At 66.2% G+C, this 16,882-nt stretch carries 16 protein-coding genes; 13 read left to right on the top strand and 3 right to left on the bottom strand.

The features are described 5' to 3' along the window. Positions 1 to 63: 63 nt before the first annotated feature. The gene (locus tag KVS69_RS00375) at positions 64 to 1,176 is read right to left on the bottom strand and encodes a PLP-dependent cysteine synthase family protein (protein WP_093534005.1); all 1,113 of its coding nucleotides are present in this window, start codon (positions 1,174 to 1,176) and stop codon (positions 64 to 66) included. A gap of 102 nt (positions 1,177 to 1,278) precedes the next feature. Here KVS69_RS00375 and gloA point away from each other — a divergent pair, with 102 nt between their 5' ends. The 6 genes from gloA to KVS69_RS00345 all read left to right on the top strand — a co-directional run bounded on the left by gloA (position 1,279) and on the right by KVS69_RS00345 (position 6,320). After that, on the top strand, positions 1,279 to 1,806 hold the full coding sequence (gene gloA / locus KVS69_RS00370) for a lactoylglutathione lyase (RefSeq protein ID WP_217535709.1): 528 nt from the start codon (positions 1,279 to 1,281) through the stop codon (positions 1,804 to 1,806). Positions 1,807 to 1,898: 92 nt separating this feature from the next. Next, the gene (locus KVS69_RS00365) at positions 1,899 to 2,327 is read left to right on the top strand and encodes a VOC family protein (RefSeq protein ID WP_068854082.1); all 429 of its coding nucleotides are present in this window, start codon (positions 1,899 to 1,901) and stop codon (positions 2,325 to 2,327) included. Positions 2,328 to 2,458: 131 nt separating this feature from the next. Beyond that, the gene (locus KVS69_RS00360; protein ID WP_217535706.1) at positions 2,459 to 3,766 is read left to right on the top strand and encodes a putative DNA modification/repair radical SAM protein; all 1,308 of its coding nucleotides are present in this window, start codon (positions 2,459 to 2,461) and stop codon (positions 3,764 to 3,766) included. After that, a complete protein-coding gene (locus KVS69_RS00355; protein WP_217535704.1) occupies positions 3,763 to 5,226 on the top strand; it encodes a UdgX family uracil-DNA binding protein in 1,464 nt (487 codons plus the stop codon). The genes KVS69_RS00360 and KVS69_RS00355 overlap by 4 nt, the downstream gene beginning before the upstream one ends. Positions 5,227 to 5,475: 249 nt before the next feature. Further along, positions 5,476 to 5,619 carry a hypothetical protein gene (locus KVS69_RS00350; RefSeq protein WP_217535702.1) on the top strand — a complete coding sequence of 48 codons (144 nt, stop codon included), beginning with the start codon at positions 5,476 to 5,478 and terminating at the stop codon, positions 5,617 to 5,619. Continuing rightward, entirely contained in the window at positions 5,616 to 6,320 is a 705-nt protein-coding gene (locus KVS69_RS00345) for a hypothetical protein (RefSeq protein WP_217535701.1), read from the top strand. Before KVS69_RS00350 ends, KVS69_RS00345 begins: the two co-directional genes overlap by 4 nt. A gap of 54 nt (positions 6,321 to 6,374) precedes the next feature. Here KVS69_RS00345 and KVS69_RS00340 read toward each other — a convergent pair whose 3' ends face one another. Continuing rightward, on the bottom strand, positions 6,375 to 6,806 hold the full coding sequence (locus KVS69_RS00340) for a CBS domain-containing protein (protein WP_095362998.1): 432 nt from the start codon (positions 6,804 to 6,806) through the stop codon (positions 6,375 to 6,377). 252 nt (positions 6,807 to 7,058) lie between these two features. Continuing rightward, positions 7,059 to 8,900, bottom strand: a complete 1,842-nt coding sequence (glmS, locus tag KVS69_RS00335; protein WP_068854088.1) for a glutamine--fructose-6-phosphate transaminase (isomerizing) — start codon at positions 8,898 to 8,900, stop codon at positions 7,059 to 7,061. 203 nt (positions 8,901 to 9,103) lie between these two features. Here glmS and KVS69_RS00330 point away from each other — a divergent pair, with 203 nt between their 5' ends. The 7 genes from KVS69_RS00330 to KVS69_RS00300 all read left to right on the top strand — a co-directional run bounded on the left by KVS69_RS00330 (position 9,104) and on the right by KVS69_RS00300 (position 16,861). Then, on the top strand, positions 9,104 to 10,372 hold the full coding sequence (locus KVS69_RS00330) for an efflux RND transporter periplasmic adaptor subunit (RefSeq protein WP_093534630.1): 1,269 nt from the start codon (positions 9,104 to 9,106) through the stop codon (positions 10,370 to 10,372). A gap of 32 nt (positions 10,373 to 10,404) precedes the next feature. After that, positions 10,405 to 11,124: an ABC transporter ATP-binding protein gene (locus KVS69_RS00325; protein ID WP_068854090.1), complete on the top strand. Its 720-nt coding sequence runs from the start codon at positions 10,405 to 10,407 to the stop codon at positions 11,122 to 11,124. An 11-nt stretch (positions 11,125 to 11,135) separates the two neighbouring features. After that, the gene (locus KVS69_RS00320) at positions 11,136 to 12,437 is read left to right on the top strand and encodes an ABC transporter permease (protein WP_068854091.1); all 1,302 of its coding nucleotides are present in this window, start codon (positions 11,136 to 11,138) and stop codon (positions 12,435 to 12,437) included. A gap of 16 nt (positions 12,438 to 12,453) precedes the next feature. Next, on the top strand, positions 12,454 to 13,674 hold the full coding sequence (locus KVS69_RS00315) for an FtsX-like permease family protein (protein WP_184125710.1): 1,221 nt from the start codon (positions 12,454 to 12,456) through the stop codon (positions 13,672 to 13,674). 1 nt (position 13,675) lies between these two features. Next, the gene (locus tag KVS69_RS00310) at positions 13,676 to 14,086 is read left to right on the top strand and encodes a PDZ domain-containing protein (protein WP_217535700.1); all 411 of its coding nucleotides are present in this window, start codon (positions 13,676 to 13,678) and stop codon (positions 14,084 to 14,086) included. A 79-nt stretch (positions 14,087 to 14,165) separates the two neighbouring features. Continuing rightward, a complete protein-coding gene (locus tag KVS69_RS00305) occupies positions 14,166 to 15,509 on the top strand; it encodes a sigma-54 dependent transcriptional regulator (RefSeq protein WP_068854093.1) in 1,344 nt (447 codons plus the stop codon). Further along, the gene (locus tag KVS69_RS00300; RefSeq protein WP_217535698.1) at positions 15,506 to 16,861 is read left to right on the top strand and encodes a HAMP domain-containing sensor histidine kinase; all 1,356 of its coding nucleotides are present in this window, start codon (positions 15,506 to 15,508) and stop codon (positions 16,859 to 16,861) included. The genes KVS69_RS00305 and KVS69_RS00300 overlap by 4 nt, the downstream gene beginning before the upstream one ends. The last annotated feature ends 21 nt before the right edge of the window (positions 16,862 to 16,882 follow it).

Raw genomic sequence — 16,882 nt, 5'->3', positions numbered from 1 at the left:
GGACCCGGCGCTGCACAAGCCCCGCCGGCCACGGGTTCGTGGCCGTTCACCCGCCTGCGGTGCTCAGTACAGGGCTTCCAGCGCGGCGTTGGGCAGCTCCGGCAGGCCCTGCCCGGCAACGGCCGCCGCGATCACCGCATCAGCCTGCTCCACGTCGATGCCCTGACGCGGGTACCAGTCCGGGTTGTAATAGCTGTGCGCATAGCGTTCGCCGCTGTCGCACAGGATCGTCACGATCGAGCCGCTGCGCCCGGCCGCACGCATGCGCTCGGCGGCATGCAGCACACCGATGAAATTGGTACCGGTAGAGCCGCCGACCCGGCGCCCCAACTGGCGGCTGACGTGGCGCATGGCGGCCAGGCTCAACGCGTCGGGCACCTTGACCATCGCATCCACGCTGGTTGGGATGAAGCTCGATTCCACCCTGGGCCGGCCGATGCCTTCCACCCGCGAACCACCGCTGCAGGTGAGCTCGCGCCACGGTTCACCGGCCAAGGCCGCGCGGTAGCCGTCGAAGAACACCGACACTTCCGGGTCCGCGCACAGGATGCGGGTGTCGTGCCGGCGGTAGCTGACATAACGGCCCAGCGTGGCGGCGGTACCGCCGGTGCCGGGGCTGCACACGATCCATTCCGGCACCGGATGCGGCTCTTCGGCCATCTGCTTGAAGATGGATTCGGCGATGTTGTTGTTGGCACGCCAGTCGGTGGCGCGCTCGGCGTAGGTGAACTGGTCCATGAAGTGGCCGCCGGTTTCGCGGGCCAGCTTTTCCGAATCGCAGTTCAGGTCGCAGGCGCGTTCCACCAGGTGGCAGCGTCCGCCATGGAATTCGATGGCGGCGATCTTTTCCGGCGAGGTGGTGGCCGGCATCACGGCAATGAATGGCAGGCCCAGCAGGCGCGCGAAGTAGGCTTCGGACACCGCGGTTGAGCCGCTGGACGCCTCGATCACCGGGCGCCCTTCGCGCAGCCATCCGTTGGCCAGTGCGTACAGGAACAGCGAGCGCGCCAGGCGGTGCTTCAGGCTGCCGGTGGGATGGCTGGATTCATCCTTGAAGTACAGCTCGATGCCCGGGTGGCCCGGCAGGTCCATCGGAATGAGGTGGGTATCGGCCGAACGGTTGAAATCGGCTTCGATCTTGCGGATGGCGGCGGCCACCCATTCACGCTGCGACATGTCGACGACGGGCCAGGAAGATGCAGCATTCTACGTCCCCTTGCCGCCGCCCCGCTAAAATGAACGGCCAGCCGCGTTGCGCGGCCCCCCACAGGATCCCCCATGAGCCTTGCCTCCCTGCAGTCCCAGCCGGGCGTTGCCGCCCAGCCGCCGGCCGAAACCACCGGCTTCGTGTTCAACCACACCATGCTGCGCGTCAAGGACGCCGCCGCCTCGCTGGACTTCTACACCCGCGTACTCGGCTTCCGCCTGCTCGACCAGCGCGATTTCCCCGAGGCGCAGTTCAGCCTGTACTTCCTGGCCCTGCTGCCGGCGGGCACGTCCATCCCCGAGGGCGACGACGCCCGCCGGGTGTGGATGGCCGGCCTTCCGGGCGTGCTGGAACTGACCCACAACCATGGCACCGAAACCCAGGAAGGCCGCGTGTACCACGACGGCAACCAGGACCCGCGCGGCTTCGGCCACATCTGCGTCTCCGTGCCGGACATCCAGGCGGCCTGCAAGCGTTTCGATGATCTGGAGGTGCCCTACCAGAAGCGCCTGGAAGACGGCCGCATGAAGCACCTGGCCTTCATCAAGGACCCGGACGGCTATTGGGTGGAGATCATCTCCAACACCCCGATCGGCTGACCGCCCCGGCTTCAACAATGTGCACGCCCTGCCAAGGCGGGCGTGCACCGCCGGTGGTATACCTGCGTTCCTTTCCACCCGAAGGAACCCGCATGGAAACCATGGAACTGCACCGCGGCCGGCTCATCGACCACCTGCAACTGATCGTGCGTGACCTGCCGGCCAGCCGCCGCTTCTACCAGGCCGTGTTCGACACCATCGGCATTCCCATCGCCGGCGAGGGCGATACGTATTTCTGGGCCGATGAGCTGTTCATTTCCACCGCCGACAGCGAAGCGGCCGCCGGTGAACTGACCGGCCGCCACCACCTGGCCTTCCAGGCCCGCGACCGCGCCACCGTCGATGCCTTCCACAAGGCGGCGTTGGCCGCAGGCGGCAAGGACAACGGCGCCCCCGGCGAACGCCCCTACCACCCGGGCTATTACGCCGCCTTCGCGATCGATCCGGACGGCAACAACATCGAGGTCGTCTACCACGGCCCGGCGACCTACAGCGCCGACTCGGTGAAAGTCACGTTCTGAGTACCGTTACCCAGCCGCGCCTTCGTAGAGCCACCCCTTGGGTGGCTGCATCCATGCCGGCACCCTGAACCCTTCAGCCACCACCGACGCCAGTCTCACAACGTGAGACTGGCCGCCCCTACCGTCTCCCCATGGAGACGATTCGCAAACTGGCGATCCTGGCCGATGCCGCCAAGTACGACGCGTCCTGCGCCTCCAGTGGCGCGGGGCGCCGGGATTCGCGCGCGTCCGGCGGCATCGGCAGCACCGAAGGCGCCGGCATCTGCCACAGCTACACCCCCGACGGTCGCTGCGTTTCGCTGCTGAAGATCCTGCTCACCAACTTCTGCATCTACGACTGCGCCTACTGTGTGAACCGGGTCTCCAGCAACGTACCGCGCGCACGCTTCAACGTGGCCGAAGTCGTCGCGCTGACCATGGATTTCTACAAGCGCAACTACATCGAAGGGTTGTTCCTTTCCAGCGGCATCATCCGCAATGCCGACTACACCATGGAGCAGATGGTGGAAGTGGCGCGGCAGCTGCGCGAGGAACACCGGTTCTCCGGCTACATCCATCTCAAGACCATTCCGGAAGCCTCGCCTGAACTGCTGGCGGCCGCCGGTCGCTACGCCGACCGCCTGTCGATCAACATCGAGCTGCCCACCGAGGAGGGCTTGAGCAGCTTCGCACCAGAGAAATCGCTGCCTTCCATTCGCGGCGCGATGGGTGAACTGCGCTGGCGCATCGAAGAAGCCAAGGAGGCCAAGACCGCCAGCGAGGCCGAGCCCACCACGGTGGCGGCACCGACGCCGACCGCCCCGGCCAAGCGCGCTGGCCGCGCCCGTGCGCCGCGCTTTGCACCTGCTGGCCAGAGCACGCAGATGATCGTCGGTGCCGACGGCGCCAGCGACCAGCAGATCCTGGGTGCTGCCGACAACCTGTACGGCAATTACCGCATGCGCCGGGTGTACTATTCGGCCTTCAGCCCTATCCCCGATGCGAGCCGGCTGCTACCAGTGCAGGCACCGCCGCTGGCGCGCGAACACCGCCTGTACCAGGCCGACTGGCTGCTGCGCTTCTATGGCTATGGCGTGGAGGAAATCACCGATACCACGCAGAACGGCATGCTCGACCTGGACATCGACCCGAAGTTGGCCTGGGCGATCCGCCACCCCGAACGCTTCCCGGTCGATCTCAACGTGGCGTCGAAGGAGATGTTGCTGCGCGTGCCGGGGTTGGGCGTGCGCAACGTCAAGCGCGTGTTGATGGCACGCCGCCATGGCCGCCTGCGCGTGGCCGACGTCGCCCGCCTGCGCGCACCGATGAGCAAGCTGCTGCCGTTCGTGCAGCTGGCCGACCATCACCCGCGTCGCGCACTGGATGACCCCACCGCGCTGCGCGCGCGGCTGGCACCGCCACCGCGCCAGGCCTCGCTGTTTCCCGACGCTGCCGCATGACCCGCTGGAGTGTGCGACTCGACGCGGCGTGGTCGGTGCAGTCCTGGCGTGAGGCCGCGCGGCGGGCGCTGCAGCACCGCGTCGCACCGGAGCAGCTGGACTGGCTGCAGGAGGGTGAAGGTTCGCTGCTGGACGCGCCGGCGCTGGCCACCCTCTCAGTGCCTGACGCTGAAGCCACCGCCATTGCGGTGCCGAAGGCGTTCCTCGAACTGGCCGCCACCTGCCTGTGCCACCGCGATCCGCAGCGCCACCCGCTGCTGTACCGCATGCTGTGGCGGATCACCCACGGCGAGCGTGGCCTGCTCACCAACCCGGCCGATCCGGACGTGCTGCGTGCGATGGCCCTCGCTCAGGCGGTGCGCCGCGACAGCCACAAGATGAAAGCCTTCGTGCGTTTCCGTGAAGTACCGGGCGAAGAGGATGCTTTCATCGCCTGGTTCGAGCCCGATCACTTCATCGTGGATCGGGTCGCGCCGTTCTTCGCGCGCCGCTTTGCGGGCATGCGCTGGGCGATCCTCACGCCGTATCGCAGTGCACGCTGGGACGGCCAGGTGCTGGCATTCGGCCCCGGCAGCAAGCAGGCCGATGCGCCGGTGGAGGATGCCCGCGAAGAGCTGTGGCGCACCTACTACGCCAACATCTTCAACCCTGCCCGGCTCAACACGCGGATGATGCAGCAGGAAATGCCGGCCCGGTACTGGAAGCACCTGCCGGAGGCAAGCCTGCTGCCCACGCTGGTGCGCGATGCCGGTGACCGCGTGCAGGAAATGCATGACCGTGAAGCGCAGGCACCACAACGTCGGATACCGGAGCAGCACATTCCCCTGCGCGGCCCGGCGACGGCCAATGGCGACTCACTTGATGAACTGCGCAGCGCGGCCGCTGGCTGCCGCCGATGCCCGCTGTGGGAGCCCGCCACGCAGACCGTGTTCGGCGAGGGACCGCAGGATGCGCAGGTAATGCTGGTCGGCGAACAGCCCGGGGACAGCGAAGACCTCAGTGGACATCCGTTTGTCGGCCCGGCCGGGCAGCTACTGAACCGTGCGCTGCAGGAGCTGGGCATCGACCGCAGCACGTTGTACCTGACCAATGCGGTGAAGCACTTCCGCTACGAGCGGCGCGGCAAGAAGCGCATCCATTCCAAACCTCAGGTCACCCATATCAACGCGTGCCGGCCATGGTTGCTGGCGGAGATTGAACAGGTGAGCCCGAAAGTAATCGTCTGCCTGGGCGCCAGCGCCGCACGGGCGGTGTTCGGCAGCGGCTTCCAACTCGGGCGTGACCGTGGCCAATGGCACACCTTGGAGGACGGCACGCGCGGTTTCGCTACGGTCCACCCGTCATGGGTGCTGCGGCAAGCCGGGGGGCAAGCGCAGGGGGATGCGTATCGCCTGTTGCTCAGCGACTTGGCGAACCTTGCAGATTACGTTTCGAGCAACCCATCCGGCGACATAAGGTAGGTCGAAACATACGAGGTTGCCGTTCGCGACAATGGGCAGGGGCGAATGCGCAACGCTCCTGGAATGATTGAAATACACTTTTTCTGCGTTTTTCCTGCTCCTTCACTGGTTCGACATTCTCATCCTTGGCAGGCTGATGAAGCGCTTATGAGGTACCACGCTGCGCGAAGGTATGCTGCGTCCATGGCTACTTCAAAATCCAGTCCGCAGTCATTCACTGCGCAAAGGGTCGAAAGCAGACGTGTCCGGATGACCGCTGCGGACCTGCTCACCTTGAGCGATGAGGAAAGGATTCGCCGAATCTATGACATGACGCCGGAGCAGGCGGAGGCGATCATACGCAAGTCGGGGATATTGACCGCTTCCGGAAAGCTGAAGCGCGGCTACCGATGAACGATGGACATCTTCAGATCGGCTACCACGGCTGCGATGTCACTGTAAGAGACGGGCTGGTTTCCGGACGACTGTCGCCTGCGCCCAGTGGCAATCAGTACGACTGGCTTGGCCCAGGCTTCTACCTTTTCGAAGGCGACGAAGAAAGGGCGATGGCCTTCGCCGAAGCAGCGGCCAGCCAACCGCAGCGCAGGCTGACTGCCAGGCCGATTGCGACACCTGCCGTCGTCGGCTGCGTCTTCAGCGTTCACCGATGCCTCGATATGACCACCAGGGCCGGCCGCCTGGAGTTCGAAAATGCGTACCTGAACTTTCAGGCAGGCTACCTTCGCATTGGGCAGTCACTACCACTGAATGTTCCGGTGGATGCACGTGACGAAGAGATCCTCCTGCGCGGGCTGGATAGAGCGGTGATCCAATTCATACATTCAAGCCGCCAGGACGTTGCCGGGCTTGAGCAGTTCCAAGCAGTCCGGGGCGCCTTCCGACAAGGCCCCGAAATCGCGCCGAACTCCGGATTTCACAGGGATAGCCATGTGCAGATTGCCTTGAGAGACATCGGCTGCATCAAGGGCTGGTTTCTCCCTCCGGGTACGAAGCAGCTCTCTCAACCAGAGCTCACCAAGGCGCAAACCGCGCTGCGTCTAGTACGAGAAAGCACTGCGAAGTCCCGCCAACGCGTTGAAACTGGCACGCGCTGAGCCAGTAGAGCGAGGCTCTGAACCGCTGCGCAGAGCCCCGCTCACGGCATTCCTTTAATGCGCGGCCATATAGATGTCCTGAAGCACCGCCTTCTCCAGCTCCAGCTCGCTGAGCAGGTTCTTGACGATGTCACCCAGGCTCAGGATGCCCACCAGCTTGCTGCCCTCGGTCACCATCAGGTGGCGGTGGCGCGAGTAGGTCATCAGCGCCATGGCCTGCTTCAGCGTCGCCTCGGGGGCGATGCCTTCCAGACCGGCCGAGGGAAGCGTGGCGATCACCCGGCGACCCGCCTGCGGGCCGTCGTCGGCCAGGCTGCGCACGATGTCTTTCTCGGAGATGATCCGGACCGGCACATCATCCTTCATCACCACCAGCGCGGCGATCTTGTGCGCGCTCATCTTGTGGGCAGCGGCGCCGATCGTGTCTTCGACGTCGATGGTGACAACGGAGTCTTTCTTGGATTGCAGAAGTTCGCGGACGTTCATTCTTTTTCCTGTTGCAGACTGGGTGAAGCCACACGCCTTGCGTGGTGGGACCGATTGACGCAGCCAGCGGCTGACACCCCGAGAATGGCATTCCGACTAGAACCGACGCTGAATGTCGCTGGCGCCCGCGACTAAAGTTTTCCCAACGCCAGAAACGGCAAAGGGCGGCCCTGCTGGGCCGCCCCCTTTTTTTTTGTTGAAGCGTGCCCACCAACGGTGGGCACCTACCCGCGAGCGACCTGGGTCGATCGCTTACTCCACCGTCACGCTCTTGGCCAGGTTGCGCGGCTTGTCCACGTCGGTGCCGCGCGCCAACGCGGTGTGGTACGCCAGCAGCTGCACCGGGATGGTGTGCACCACCGGGCTGAGCACGCCAGCGTGGCGTGGAGTGCGGATGACGTGAACGCCTTCGGATTCGACGAAGTTGCTGTCCTGGTCGGCGAACACGAACAGCTCGCCGCCGCGCGCGCGCACTTCCTGCATGTTGGATTTGACCTTCTCGAGCAGGCTGTCGTTCGGCGCGATCACCACCACCGGCATGTCTTCATCCACCAGCGCCAGCGGGCCGTGCTTGAGCTCGCCGGCCGGGTAGGCTTCGGCGTGGATGTAGGTGATTTCCTTGAGCTTGAGCGCGCCTTCCAGTGCGATCGGGTAATGCAGCCCGCGGCCCAGGAACAGGGCGCTGTTCTTGCGCGCGAAGCGCTCTGCCCAGATGGCGATCTGCGGTTCCATGTTCAGCGCATGCTGCACGCTGCCCGGCAGGAAGCGCAGCTGCTCCAGGTACTCCGCTTCCTGCGCAGCATCGATGCGGCCGTGCAGCTTGCCCAGCACCACGGTCAGCTGGAACAGCGCGGCCAGCTGGGTGGTGAACGCCTTGGTCGAGGCCACGCCGATCTCGGCACCGGCACGGGTGTAGCAGACCAGTTCGCTGGCGCGCGGGATGGCGCTTTCCGGCACGTTGCAGATCGACAGCGTATGCAGGTGGCCCAGCGATTTGGCGTACTTCAGCGCCTCCATCGTGTCCAGGGTTTCACCGGACTGGGAGATGGTGACGATCAGGTGCTTGGGGTTGGCATACGCGGCGCGGTAGCGGTACTCGCTGGCGATCTCCACGCTGCACGGCAAGCCGGCGATGGATTCGATCCAGTAGCGCGCGGTCAGGCCGGCGTAGTAGCTGGTACCGCAGGCCAGGATCTGCACGCCTTCAATGCCGGCCAGCACGCTTTCGGCGTTCTTGCCGAACAGCTCGGCCGGGAAGCCACCGGCGTCGATCGCCGCTTCGATGGTGTCGCCCAGCGCGCGCGGCTGTTCATGGATTTCCTTCTGCATGAAGTGGCGGTACGGGCCCAGCTCCAGCGAGGCCAGCGATACATCCGACTGGTGCACGCCACGGTCCACCGGCTGGTTGTGTTCGTCATACACCTGCACGCCATCGCGGCGGATGTCGGCGGTGTCGCCCTCTTCCAGGAAAATCACGTTGCGGGTGGCCGAGATCACCGCTGACACGTCGGAGGCCACGAAGTTCTCGCCCTGGCCCAGGCCCACCAGCAGCGGGCAGCCCATGCGCGCACAGACGAAGTGGTCCGGCTCGGCGCGGCTCATCACCGCCAGCGCGTAGGCACCGGTCAGTTCCTTGACCGTGCGCTGCAGCGCCGACAGCAGGCTGTCGCCGTTCTTGAGGTTGTGGTGCATCAGGTGGGCGATGACTTCGGTGTCGGTCTGCGACTCGAACACGTAGCCCAACCCGCGCAGGCGTTCACGCTGCTCTTCGTGGTTTTCGATGATGCCGTTGTGCACCAGCGCCACGCCGTGACTGATGTGTGGGTGGGCATTGGCCTCGGTCACGCCGCCATGGGTAGCCCAGCGGGTGTGGCCGATGCCGAGCGTGGCGTCGAAGCCTTCGGCAATGGCGGCCTTTTCCATCTCGGCCACGCGGCCGGTGCGGCGCACGCGGCGCACGTCGGCCTGGGCCTGGGTCTGGTCCAGTACCGCGATGCCGGACGAGTCGTAGCCCCGGTATTCCAGCCGCTTCAGTCCTTCGATGAGTACCGGTACCACATCGCGATCCGCGATCGCCCCCACAATCCCGCACATAGATTCAGATCCCTGCTGTCGAACGCCCATTCTAGCGTGGGCGGCTGGACCGCTTGGACGCTGTCCGCTTAACAAAAGTGTCCGCTGCGGTGTCCGCGGACACCCGGACAATCGCGCCCGCTTCGCAAGTGGTTGTTTTCAAAGGGGCCAATGTTGGCACGCGGTGTGCGTGGTATTCCGCAACCCAACCGCGAACGAGCCCGATGATCCGCGACACTTCCGCACAGGACCAGACCCTCTCCACCCCGGGCACGGCCGCGCCGTGGAAGCGCTGGCTGTGGCCGGGCATCGCCGCGCTGGTGGTGCTGCTGGCGATCGTCTTCGCTGCCCGCGCCTGGCTCGGGTCCAGCCGCTCCTTCGACAGCGCGCGGGTGCGCATTGCCGAGGTCAAGCAAGGCGACCTGGTCCGCGACCTGGCCGCCGATGGCCGGGTGATCGCCGCCAACAGCCCCATCCTGTACGCGATCTCCGCCGGTACGGTGGACCTGAAGGTGGTGGCCGGCGACGTGGTGAAGAAGGGCCAGGAGCTGGCCGTGATCGACAGCCCCGAGCTGCGCAGCAAGCTGGCCCAGGAGCGCACCACCCTGGCCGGGCTGGAAGCCGAAGCCAGCCGCGCCGTGCTCGATGCCACCCTGGCCCGGGCCAAGGCCAGCAAGGAAACCGACCAGGCCAGCATTGAGCGCCAGGCCGCCGAACGCGACCTGCAGCGCTACCAGCGCGGCTATGACGGCGGCGCGGTGCCGCAGATCGACCTGGCCAAGGCCAACGACAGCCTGAAGAAGGCCGACATCTCGCTGGCCAACGCCCAGACCGACGCCCGCCTGCAGGGCCAGGGCGCGGACCTGGATGCCCGCAACAAGCGCCTGCTGGCCGACCGCCAGCGCGCGGTGGTGGAAGAAGTGCAGCGTCAGGTGGACGCGCTGACCCTGCGCGCACCGTTCGATGGCCAGGTAGGCCAGGTCCAGGCCACCCAGCACACCCAGGTAGCGGCCAACGCGCCGATCCTGGGCGTGGTCGATCTGTCGCGCTTCGAGATCGAGATCAAGGTGCCGGAAAGCTTCGCCCGCGATCTGTCGATCGGCATTCCGGCCCAGCTCACCAGCGGCAATGGCCAGCCGTTCCCGGGCGAGATCAGCGCGGTATCGCCCGAAGTGGTGGCCGGCGAAGTCAATGCCCGCATCCGCTTCACCGACAAGCAGCCGCAGGGCCTGCGCCAGAGCCAGCGCATGCAGTCGCGGATCGTGCTCGATACCCGCCGCAATGTCATCAAGGTCGAGCGTGGCCCGTTCGTGGAACAGGGCAACGGCCAGGCCTACGTCATGGATGGCGATACCGCGATCCGCCGCCCGGTCCGGCTGGGCGTCAGCAGCCTGGGCGAAGTGGAAATCCTGTCCGGCCTGCGCCCGGGCGACCGCGTGGTCGTCTCCGGCGCTGACCTGTTCGGCGATGCCGAATCCGTCTCCATCAACTGATCACCCTCATCACTTCAACCAAGGAAACAGCCATGCTCGAGATGCGCTCGGTCGCCAAAGTATTCCGCACCGAACAGGTGGAAACCCATGCCCTGCGTTCGCTGGACCTGCACGTGCGCGAGGGTGAGTTCGTTGCGGTAACCGGCCCGTCCGGTTCGGGCAAGACCACCTTCCTCAATATCGCCGGCCTGCTGGAAACCTTCACCAGCGGCACCTACATGCTCGATGGGCAGGACGTGAGCAAGCTGGGCGACGATGCCCGCAGCCGCCTGCGCAACCAGAAGATCGGCTTCATCTTCCAGGGTTTCAACCTGATCTCCGACCTCAACCTGTTCGACAACGTCGACGTGCCGCTGCGTTACCGCGGCATGCCGGCCAGCGAACGCAAGCAGCGCATCGAACGCGCACTCGGCCAGGTCGGGCTGGGCTCGCGCATGAAGCACTACCCCTCCGAACTGTCGGGCGGCCAGCAGCAGCGCGCCGCCATCGCCCGCGCCCTGGCCGGCAGCCCGCGCCTGCTGCTGGCCGACGAACCGACCGGCAACCTGGACAGCCAGATGGCCCGCGGGGTGATGGAACTGCTGGAAGAGATCAACGCCGCCGGCACCACCATCGTCATGGTCACCCATGACCCGGAACTGGCCGCGCGTGCCCAGCGCAACGTGCACATCGTCGATGGCCAGGCCACCGACCTGGTGCGCGAACCGGTGCTGGCCACCCCGCGCGTTGCCGTCGCCACGCTCAACGACTGAGGCCCGCCACCATGCTCGCCTACTACTTCCGACTGGCCCTGCGCAGCTTCCGGCGCAACAAGGTGCTGACCGCGCTGATGGTGATCGCCATCGCGCTGGGCATCGGTGCTTCCATGACCACCCTGACCGTGTTCCATGTGCTGTCAGGCGATCCGATCCCGCAGAAGAGCGACCGCCTGTTCAACGTGCAGGTCGACCCGCGGCCGATGATCGGCTACCAGCCCAGCGAAGAGCCCGAAGAACAGGTCACCCGCTTCGATGGCGAAACGCTGCTGCGTGAGAAGAAGGCCAAACACCAGGTGCTGATGACCGGTGGTGGCGTCACGGTGGAACCGGACAACAGCACGCTGCGCCCGTTCGACACCGATGCGCGCTACGCGTCCAGCGATTTCTTCACCATGTTCGATGCGCCGTTCAAGTACGGCCAGGGCTGGAAGCCCGACCAGGACGAAGGCCGTGGCCGGGTGGCGGTGATCTCCAAGGCCTTGAACGAGAAGTTGTTCAACGGCCAGAACAGCGTGGGCAAGCCATTGCGCATGGATGGGCACACCTTCAACATCGTCGGCGTGCTGGACGAATGGAATCCCAACCCGCACTTCTACGACCTGGAAACCGGCCGCTACGGCGACAGCGAAGACATCTTCGTGCCGGTGTTCACCGCGCTGGACCTGAAGTTCGGCCGCAACGGCAACATGAACTGCTGGGACAACGCCAACGGCGAGGAAACCGCACTCAATGCACCGTGCGTGTGGATGCAGTACTGGGTTGAGCTGGCCTCGCCGGCCGACGCCGGCGACTACCGGGCGTACCTGGAAAACTACTCGGCACAGCAGAAGGCCGCCGGTCGCTTCCAGCGTCCGTCCAACGTGCGCCTGCGCAACGTGATGGAGTGGCTGGACTTCAAGCAGGTGGTGCCCAGCGACGTGCGCCTGCAGCTGTGGCTGGCACTGGGCTTCCTGGCGGTGTGCCTGATCAACACGGTGGGCCTGCTGCTGGCCAAGTTCCTGCGCCGCAGCGGCGAGATCGGCGTACGCCGCGCACTGGGTGCCAGCCGTGGGCAGATCTTCCTGCAGTCGCTGGTCGAAGCCGGCACCGTCGGCCTGGCCGGTGGCGTGCTGGGCCTGGGACTGGCCCTGCTGGGCCTGTATGCGGTTCGGCAGCAGCCGGTGGACTACGCCAAGCTGGCCACGCTGGACGGCAAGATGCTGCTGCTCACCTTCGGCCTGACCCTGGCCGCCAGCCTGTTGGCCGGTTTCCTGCCGGCGCTGCGCGCCATGCAGGTCACCCCCGCCATTCAACTCAAATCGCAGTAAGGATCCGGAGCACATCATGGATATCCGACCCATCCTGAGCACGTTGCGCCGGCACAAGACCGCCGCCGCACTCATCGTGCTGGAGATCGCGCTGACCTGCGCGATCGTCTGCAACGCGTTGTTCCTGATCGGCCAGCGCCTGGAGAAGATCAACCAGCCCAGCGGCATTGCCGAGCAGGAACTGCTGGAAGTGCGCCTGGGCGGCATCGGCACCCAGGTCAATGCCACCGCGCGCACCCGCGAAGACCTGGCTGCGCTGCGTGCCATCCCCGGGGTGAAGAACGCGGTGCCGATCAACCAGCTGCCGTTCCGGCGCAATTCCTGGAATACCAGCCTGTCCCTGATCCCCGACCAGGAACGCCCCAACTTCAACGCCGCACAGTTCTTCGCCAGCGAAGGCACGCTGGATACGATGGGCCTGCAGCTGGTGGCCGGCCGCGACTTCGAGGGCGATGAGTTCGCCAACCTGGAAGACGTGGAGAAGGACGCCACCATCGAGCAGCGGGGCTCGGCGGTGATCCTGAGCAGCAAGGCCGCCAACAAGCTGTTCCCGGATGGCCAGGCCGTCGGCAAGACCATCTACAGCGGCCGCATGCCGCTGCGCATCGTGGGCGTGGTGAAGGAACTGGCGCGCCCGGTGACGGTGGAGTCCGACACCGGCTACTCGATGATCCTGCCGGTACGCGTGAATTACGATATGGGGCTGTACCTGATCCGGGTGACCGACCCGGCACGTCGCCAGGAAGTGCTGGCGGCCGCCGTGGCCGCGCTGGAGAAGGTGGACAGCAGCCGCATGGTGCGCGCCAAGCTCACCTACACCGAGCAGCGTGAGAAGTACTTCCAGAACGACCGCGCCATGGTCGGCCTGCTGATCACCGTGTGCGTGGCACTGCTGGTGGTCACCGCGCTGGGCATCGTCGGCCTGGCCAGCTTCTGGGTGCAGCAGCGTACCAAGCAGATCGGCATCCGCCGTGCGCTGGGCGCCACCCGTGGCCAGATCCTCCGGTACTTCCAGACCGAGAACTTCCTGCTGGCCACCGTGGGTATCGTGCTGGGCATGCTGCTGGCGTACTCGATCAACCTGTGGCTGATGGGTGCCTACGAGCTGCCGCGCATGCCGATCACCTACCTGCCCATTGGCGCAGTGCTACTTTGGCTGCTGGGCCAGATCGCCGTGTTCGGGCCCGCCCACCGCGCCGCGGCGGTACCGCCGGCCGTCGCCACCCGGAGTGCCTGACATGACCTTTTCCCCCATCCGTCTCACGCTGGCCGCCCTGCTGCTGATCAGCACCACCGCCTGCGCCGAAAGCACCCAGACCGAGTCGTCGCGTATGGACTGGCGCCAGGATGGCGCGCGCCTGACCCTCGAATCCGAACAGGGCGCGGTGAGCGTTACCGCCGCGTCGCCGGCCAGCCGCTTCGGCGTGCAGGCCGGCGACCAGGTCCTGCGCGTGGACGGCGTGCCGGTGCGCAAGGTGGGCGAATTGACCGACGCACTGTCGGCCAGCGACAAAGCCAGCGTGCCGGTCACGGTGCGCCGCGCCGGCCGCGACCAGGTAGTCAGCGTGCCGACCTCAGCATGGCGCGCGGTGCAGCCACCGCCCCCGCCTCGCCCGCCGGCGCCGCCGTCACCGCCGGAACGCCCGTAAGCCGCCTTCCGGGCCCACCCTGCCGGTGGGCCCGGCGCTCGGGTACTCTCTGCCTACTTTTCCGGTCCTTCGTTGCCGCATGCCTTCGATCCTGATCATTGACGACAACGCCAGCGTGGCTACCGCGCTGGAGGTCCTGTTCTCGCTGCACGACATCGACGCCGTGCACGCGCTGTCGCCAGACGAAGGCTTGGCGCTGCTGGAACAGCAGCCGGTGGACCTGGTCATCCAGGACATGAACTTCACCGAAGACACGACGTCCGGTGAAGAAGGGGAAGCGCTGTTCCAGCAGATCCGCGCCCGCCACCCGGACCTGCCGGTGATCCTGCTCACCGCTTGGACCCATCTGAGCAGCGCGGTGGACCTGGTCAAGGCCGGCGCGGCCGACTACCTGGCCAAGCCCTGGGACGACCGCAAGCTGCTGACCACGGTCAACAACCTGCTGGAGCTGTCTGAAACCCGCCGAGAGCTTGACCGTCGTCGTGCGCGCGAACAGCGCGACCGCACGGCGCTGGAAGCACGCTACGACCTGCGCGGTGCGGTGGTGGCCGACCCGGCCAGCGAACGCGTGGTGAACCTGGCCTGCCAGGTCGCGCGCTCCGAGCTGCCCGTGCTGATCACCGGGCCCAACGGCGCAGGCAAGGAGAAGATCGCCGAGATCATCCAGGCCAACTCGCTGGTGGCCAAAGGCGCGTTCGTGGCGCTGAACTGCGGCGCCATTCCGTCCGAGCTGATCGAGGCTGAACTGTTCGGCACCGAGGCCGGCGCCTACACCGGCGCCAACAAGGCGCGCGAAGGCAAGTTCGAAGCCGCCGATGGCGGCACGTTGTTCCTGGATGAGATCGGCAACCTGTCGCTGGGCGGGCAGATGAAGCTGCTGCGCGTGCTGGAAACCGGCCGTTTCGAGCGGCTGGGCTCCAACCGCGAGCGCCAGGTCAAGGTGCGCGTGATCAGCGCGACCAACGCCGACCTGCCGGCGATGATCCGCGACGGCCAGTTCCGCGAAGACCTGTATTACCGCCTCAACACCGTTGAATTGGCACTGCCGCCACTGGCCGAGCGGCCGGGCGACATCCTGCCGTTGGCCGAACGCTTCCTGGGCGATGGCAAGCCACTGTCCAATGCCGCCGCCAGTGCGTTGCAACGGCACGCGTGGCCCGGCAACGTGCGCGAGCTGCGCAACGTGATCCAGCGCGCCGGCCTGCTCGCACAGGGCCCGCGTATTGAAGTGGGAGACCTGAACCTGCCGCGTGCCGTGGCGGCGCCGCGTGCGGCCACGCCTGCCGCCGATCCGGACCGCAGCCGGATCGAATCGGCGCTGTCGCACAGCCACGGCATCATTGCCCAGGCTGCGGCCGAACTCGGCCTGAGCCGGCAGGCGCTGTACCGCCGCATGGACCGCTACGGTATTCCGCGCGAATGAAGCGCACCTCGTTCACCTTCCGCCTGTTCCTGCGCCTGCTGCCGGTGCTGGCGCTGGCTGCGGCCGGGCCGTGGCTGCTGGCGTACTGGATGGACCAGGGCTGGCTGGTGACGCTGGTGTCCACCGTGGCGCTGCTGGTGCTGATGTGGTGGACGTTGCGCCGTGCCACCGCACCGGTGCGCTCGCTGCTGCGGGCGCTGTCGGGGACCACCAGCAGCTACCGCGATGGCGAATACAACTTCAGCGTGTACTGGCCGGGCAACGATGAACTGGGCGACCTGGTCCAGGCGCACCGCGAGCTGGGTGACGTGCTGCGCGAACAGCGACAGGGGCTGGTGCAGCGCGAACTCTTGCTGGACACCATGGTGCAGAACACGCCGGTGTCGATGCTGCTGCTGGCCAACGGCGGCGATGGCGTGCAGCGCGTCATGTTCTCCAACCTGGCTGCGCGCAAGCTGCTGCACAACGGCTGGAAGCTGGAAGGCCAGGCCATGCAGAACGTTCTGGAGACCATGCCGGTGGAGCTGCGCGATGCCATCGAACGCGGCGGCGACAGCCTGTTTGCCGTGCGCGGCCCGGGTGACGTGGATGACGAGGCGGATGACGATGACGAGCAGGTTTATCACCTGTCGCGGCGCAGCTTCCATCTCAACGGCCGCCCGCACGACCTGCTGCTGATCCGCCTGCTCACCGCCGAGCTCCGGCGACAGGAAGTGCAGACCTGGAAGAAGGTGATCCGGGTGATCAGCCACGAACTCAACAACTCGCTGGCACCGATTGCGTCGCTGGCGCATTCGGGGGGCGAGCTGGTGCGGCGTGGCAAGACCGAGCGCCTGGAAGAAGTGTTCGCCACCATCGAAGACCGGTCACGGCACCTGGAAGGCTTCATCCGCGGCTACGCGCGCTTTGCCAAGCTGCCGCAGCCGCAGCTGCAGAACGTGCAGTGGAAGCAGTTCCTGGCCGGGCTGCAGCTGCAGATTCCATTCCGCATGGCGGACATTCCCGAAGACCTTCAGGGGCGCGTGGACATCTCCCAGCTGGGACAGGCGCTGCTGAACCTGCTCAAGAACGCGCATGAAGCGTGCGCTGAAGCCGAGCCACCCAATGATGACGTGGAGCTGCGCCTGACCCGGCTGCCGCAGTGGCTGCGGATCGAGGTGCTGGACCGTGGCAAGGGCATGAACGAGGCGGTGCTGCAGAACGCGCTGATGCCGTTCTATTCCACCAAGCGCAATGGCACGGGACTGGGCCTGGCGCTTACCCGAGAGATCGTCGAGGCGCATGGTGGCCGCGTGTCGCTGCAGAACCGCCGCGAGGGCGGTCTGTGCGTGGCGATCTTTTTGCCGGGCTGAGGGGTTCGCCTGGGCCGGCCA

It is taken from the genome of Stenotrophomonas sp. GbtcB23, assembly GCF_019091045.1.
In the GTDB taxonomy this organism is placed as follows: Bacteria; Pseudomonadota; Gammaproteobacteria; order Xanthomonadales; family Xanthomonadaceae; genus Stenotrophomonas; species Stenotrophomonas rhizophila_A.
The sequence above is the reverse complement of the archived record's forward strand: the minus strand, read 5'-3'. Positions and strand labels throughout refer to the sequence as shown.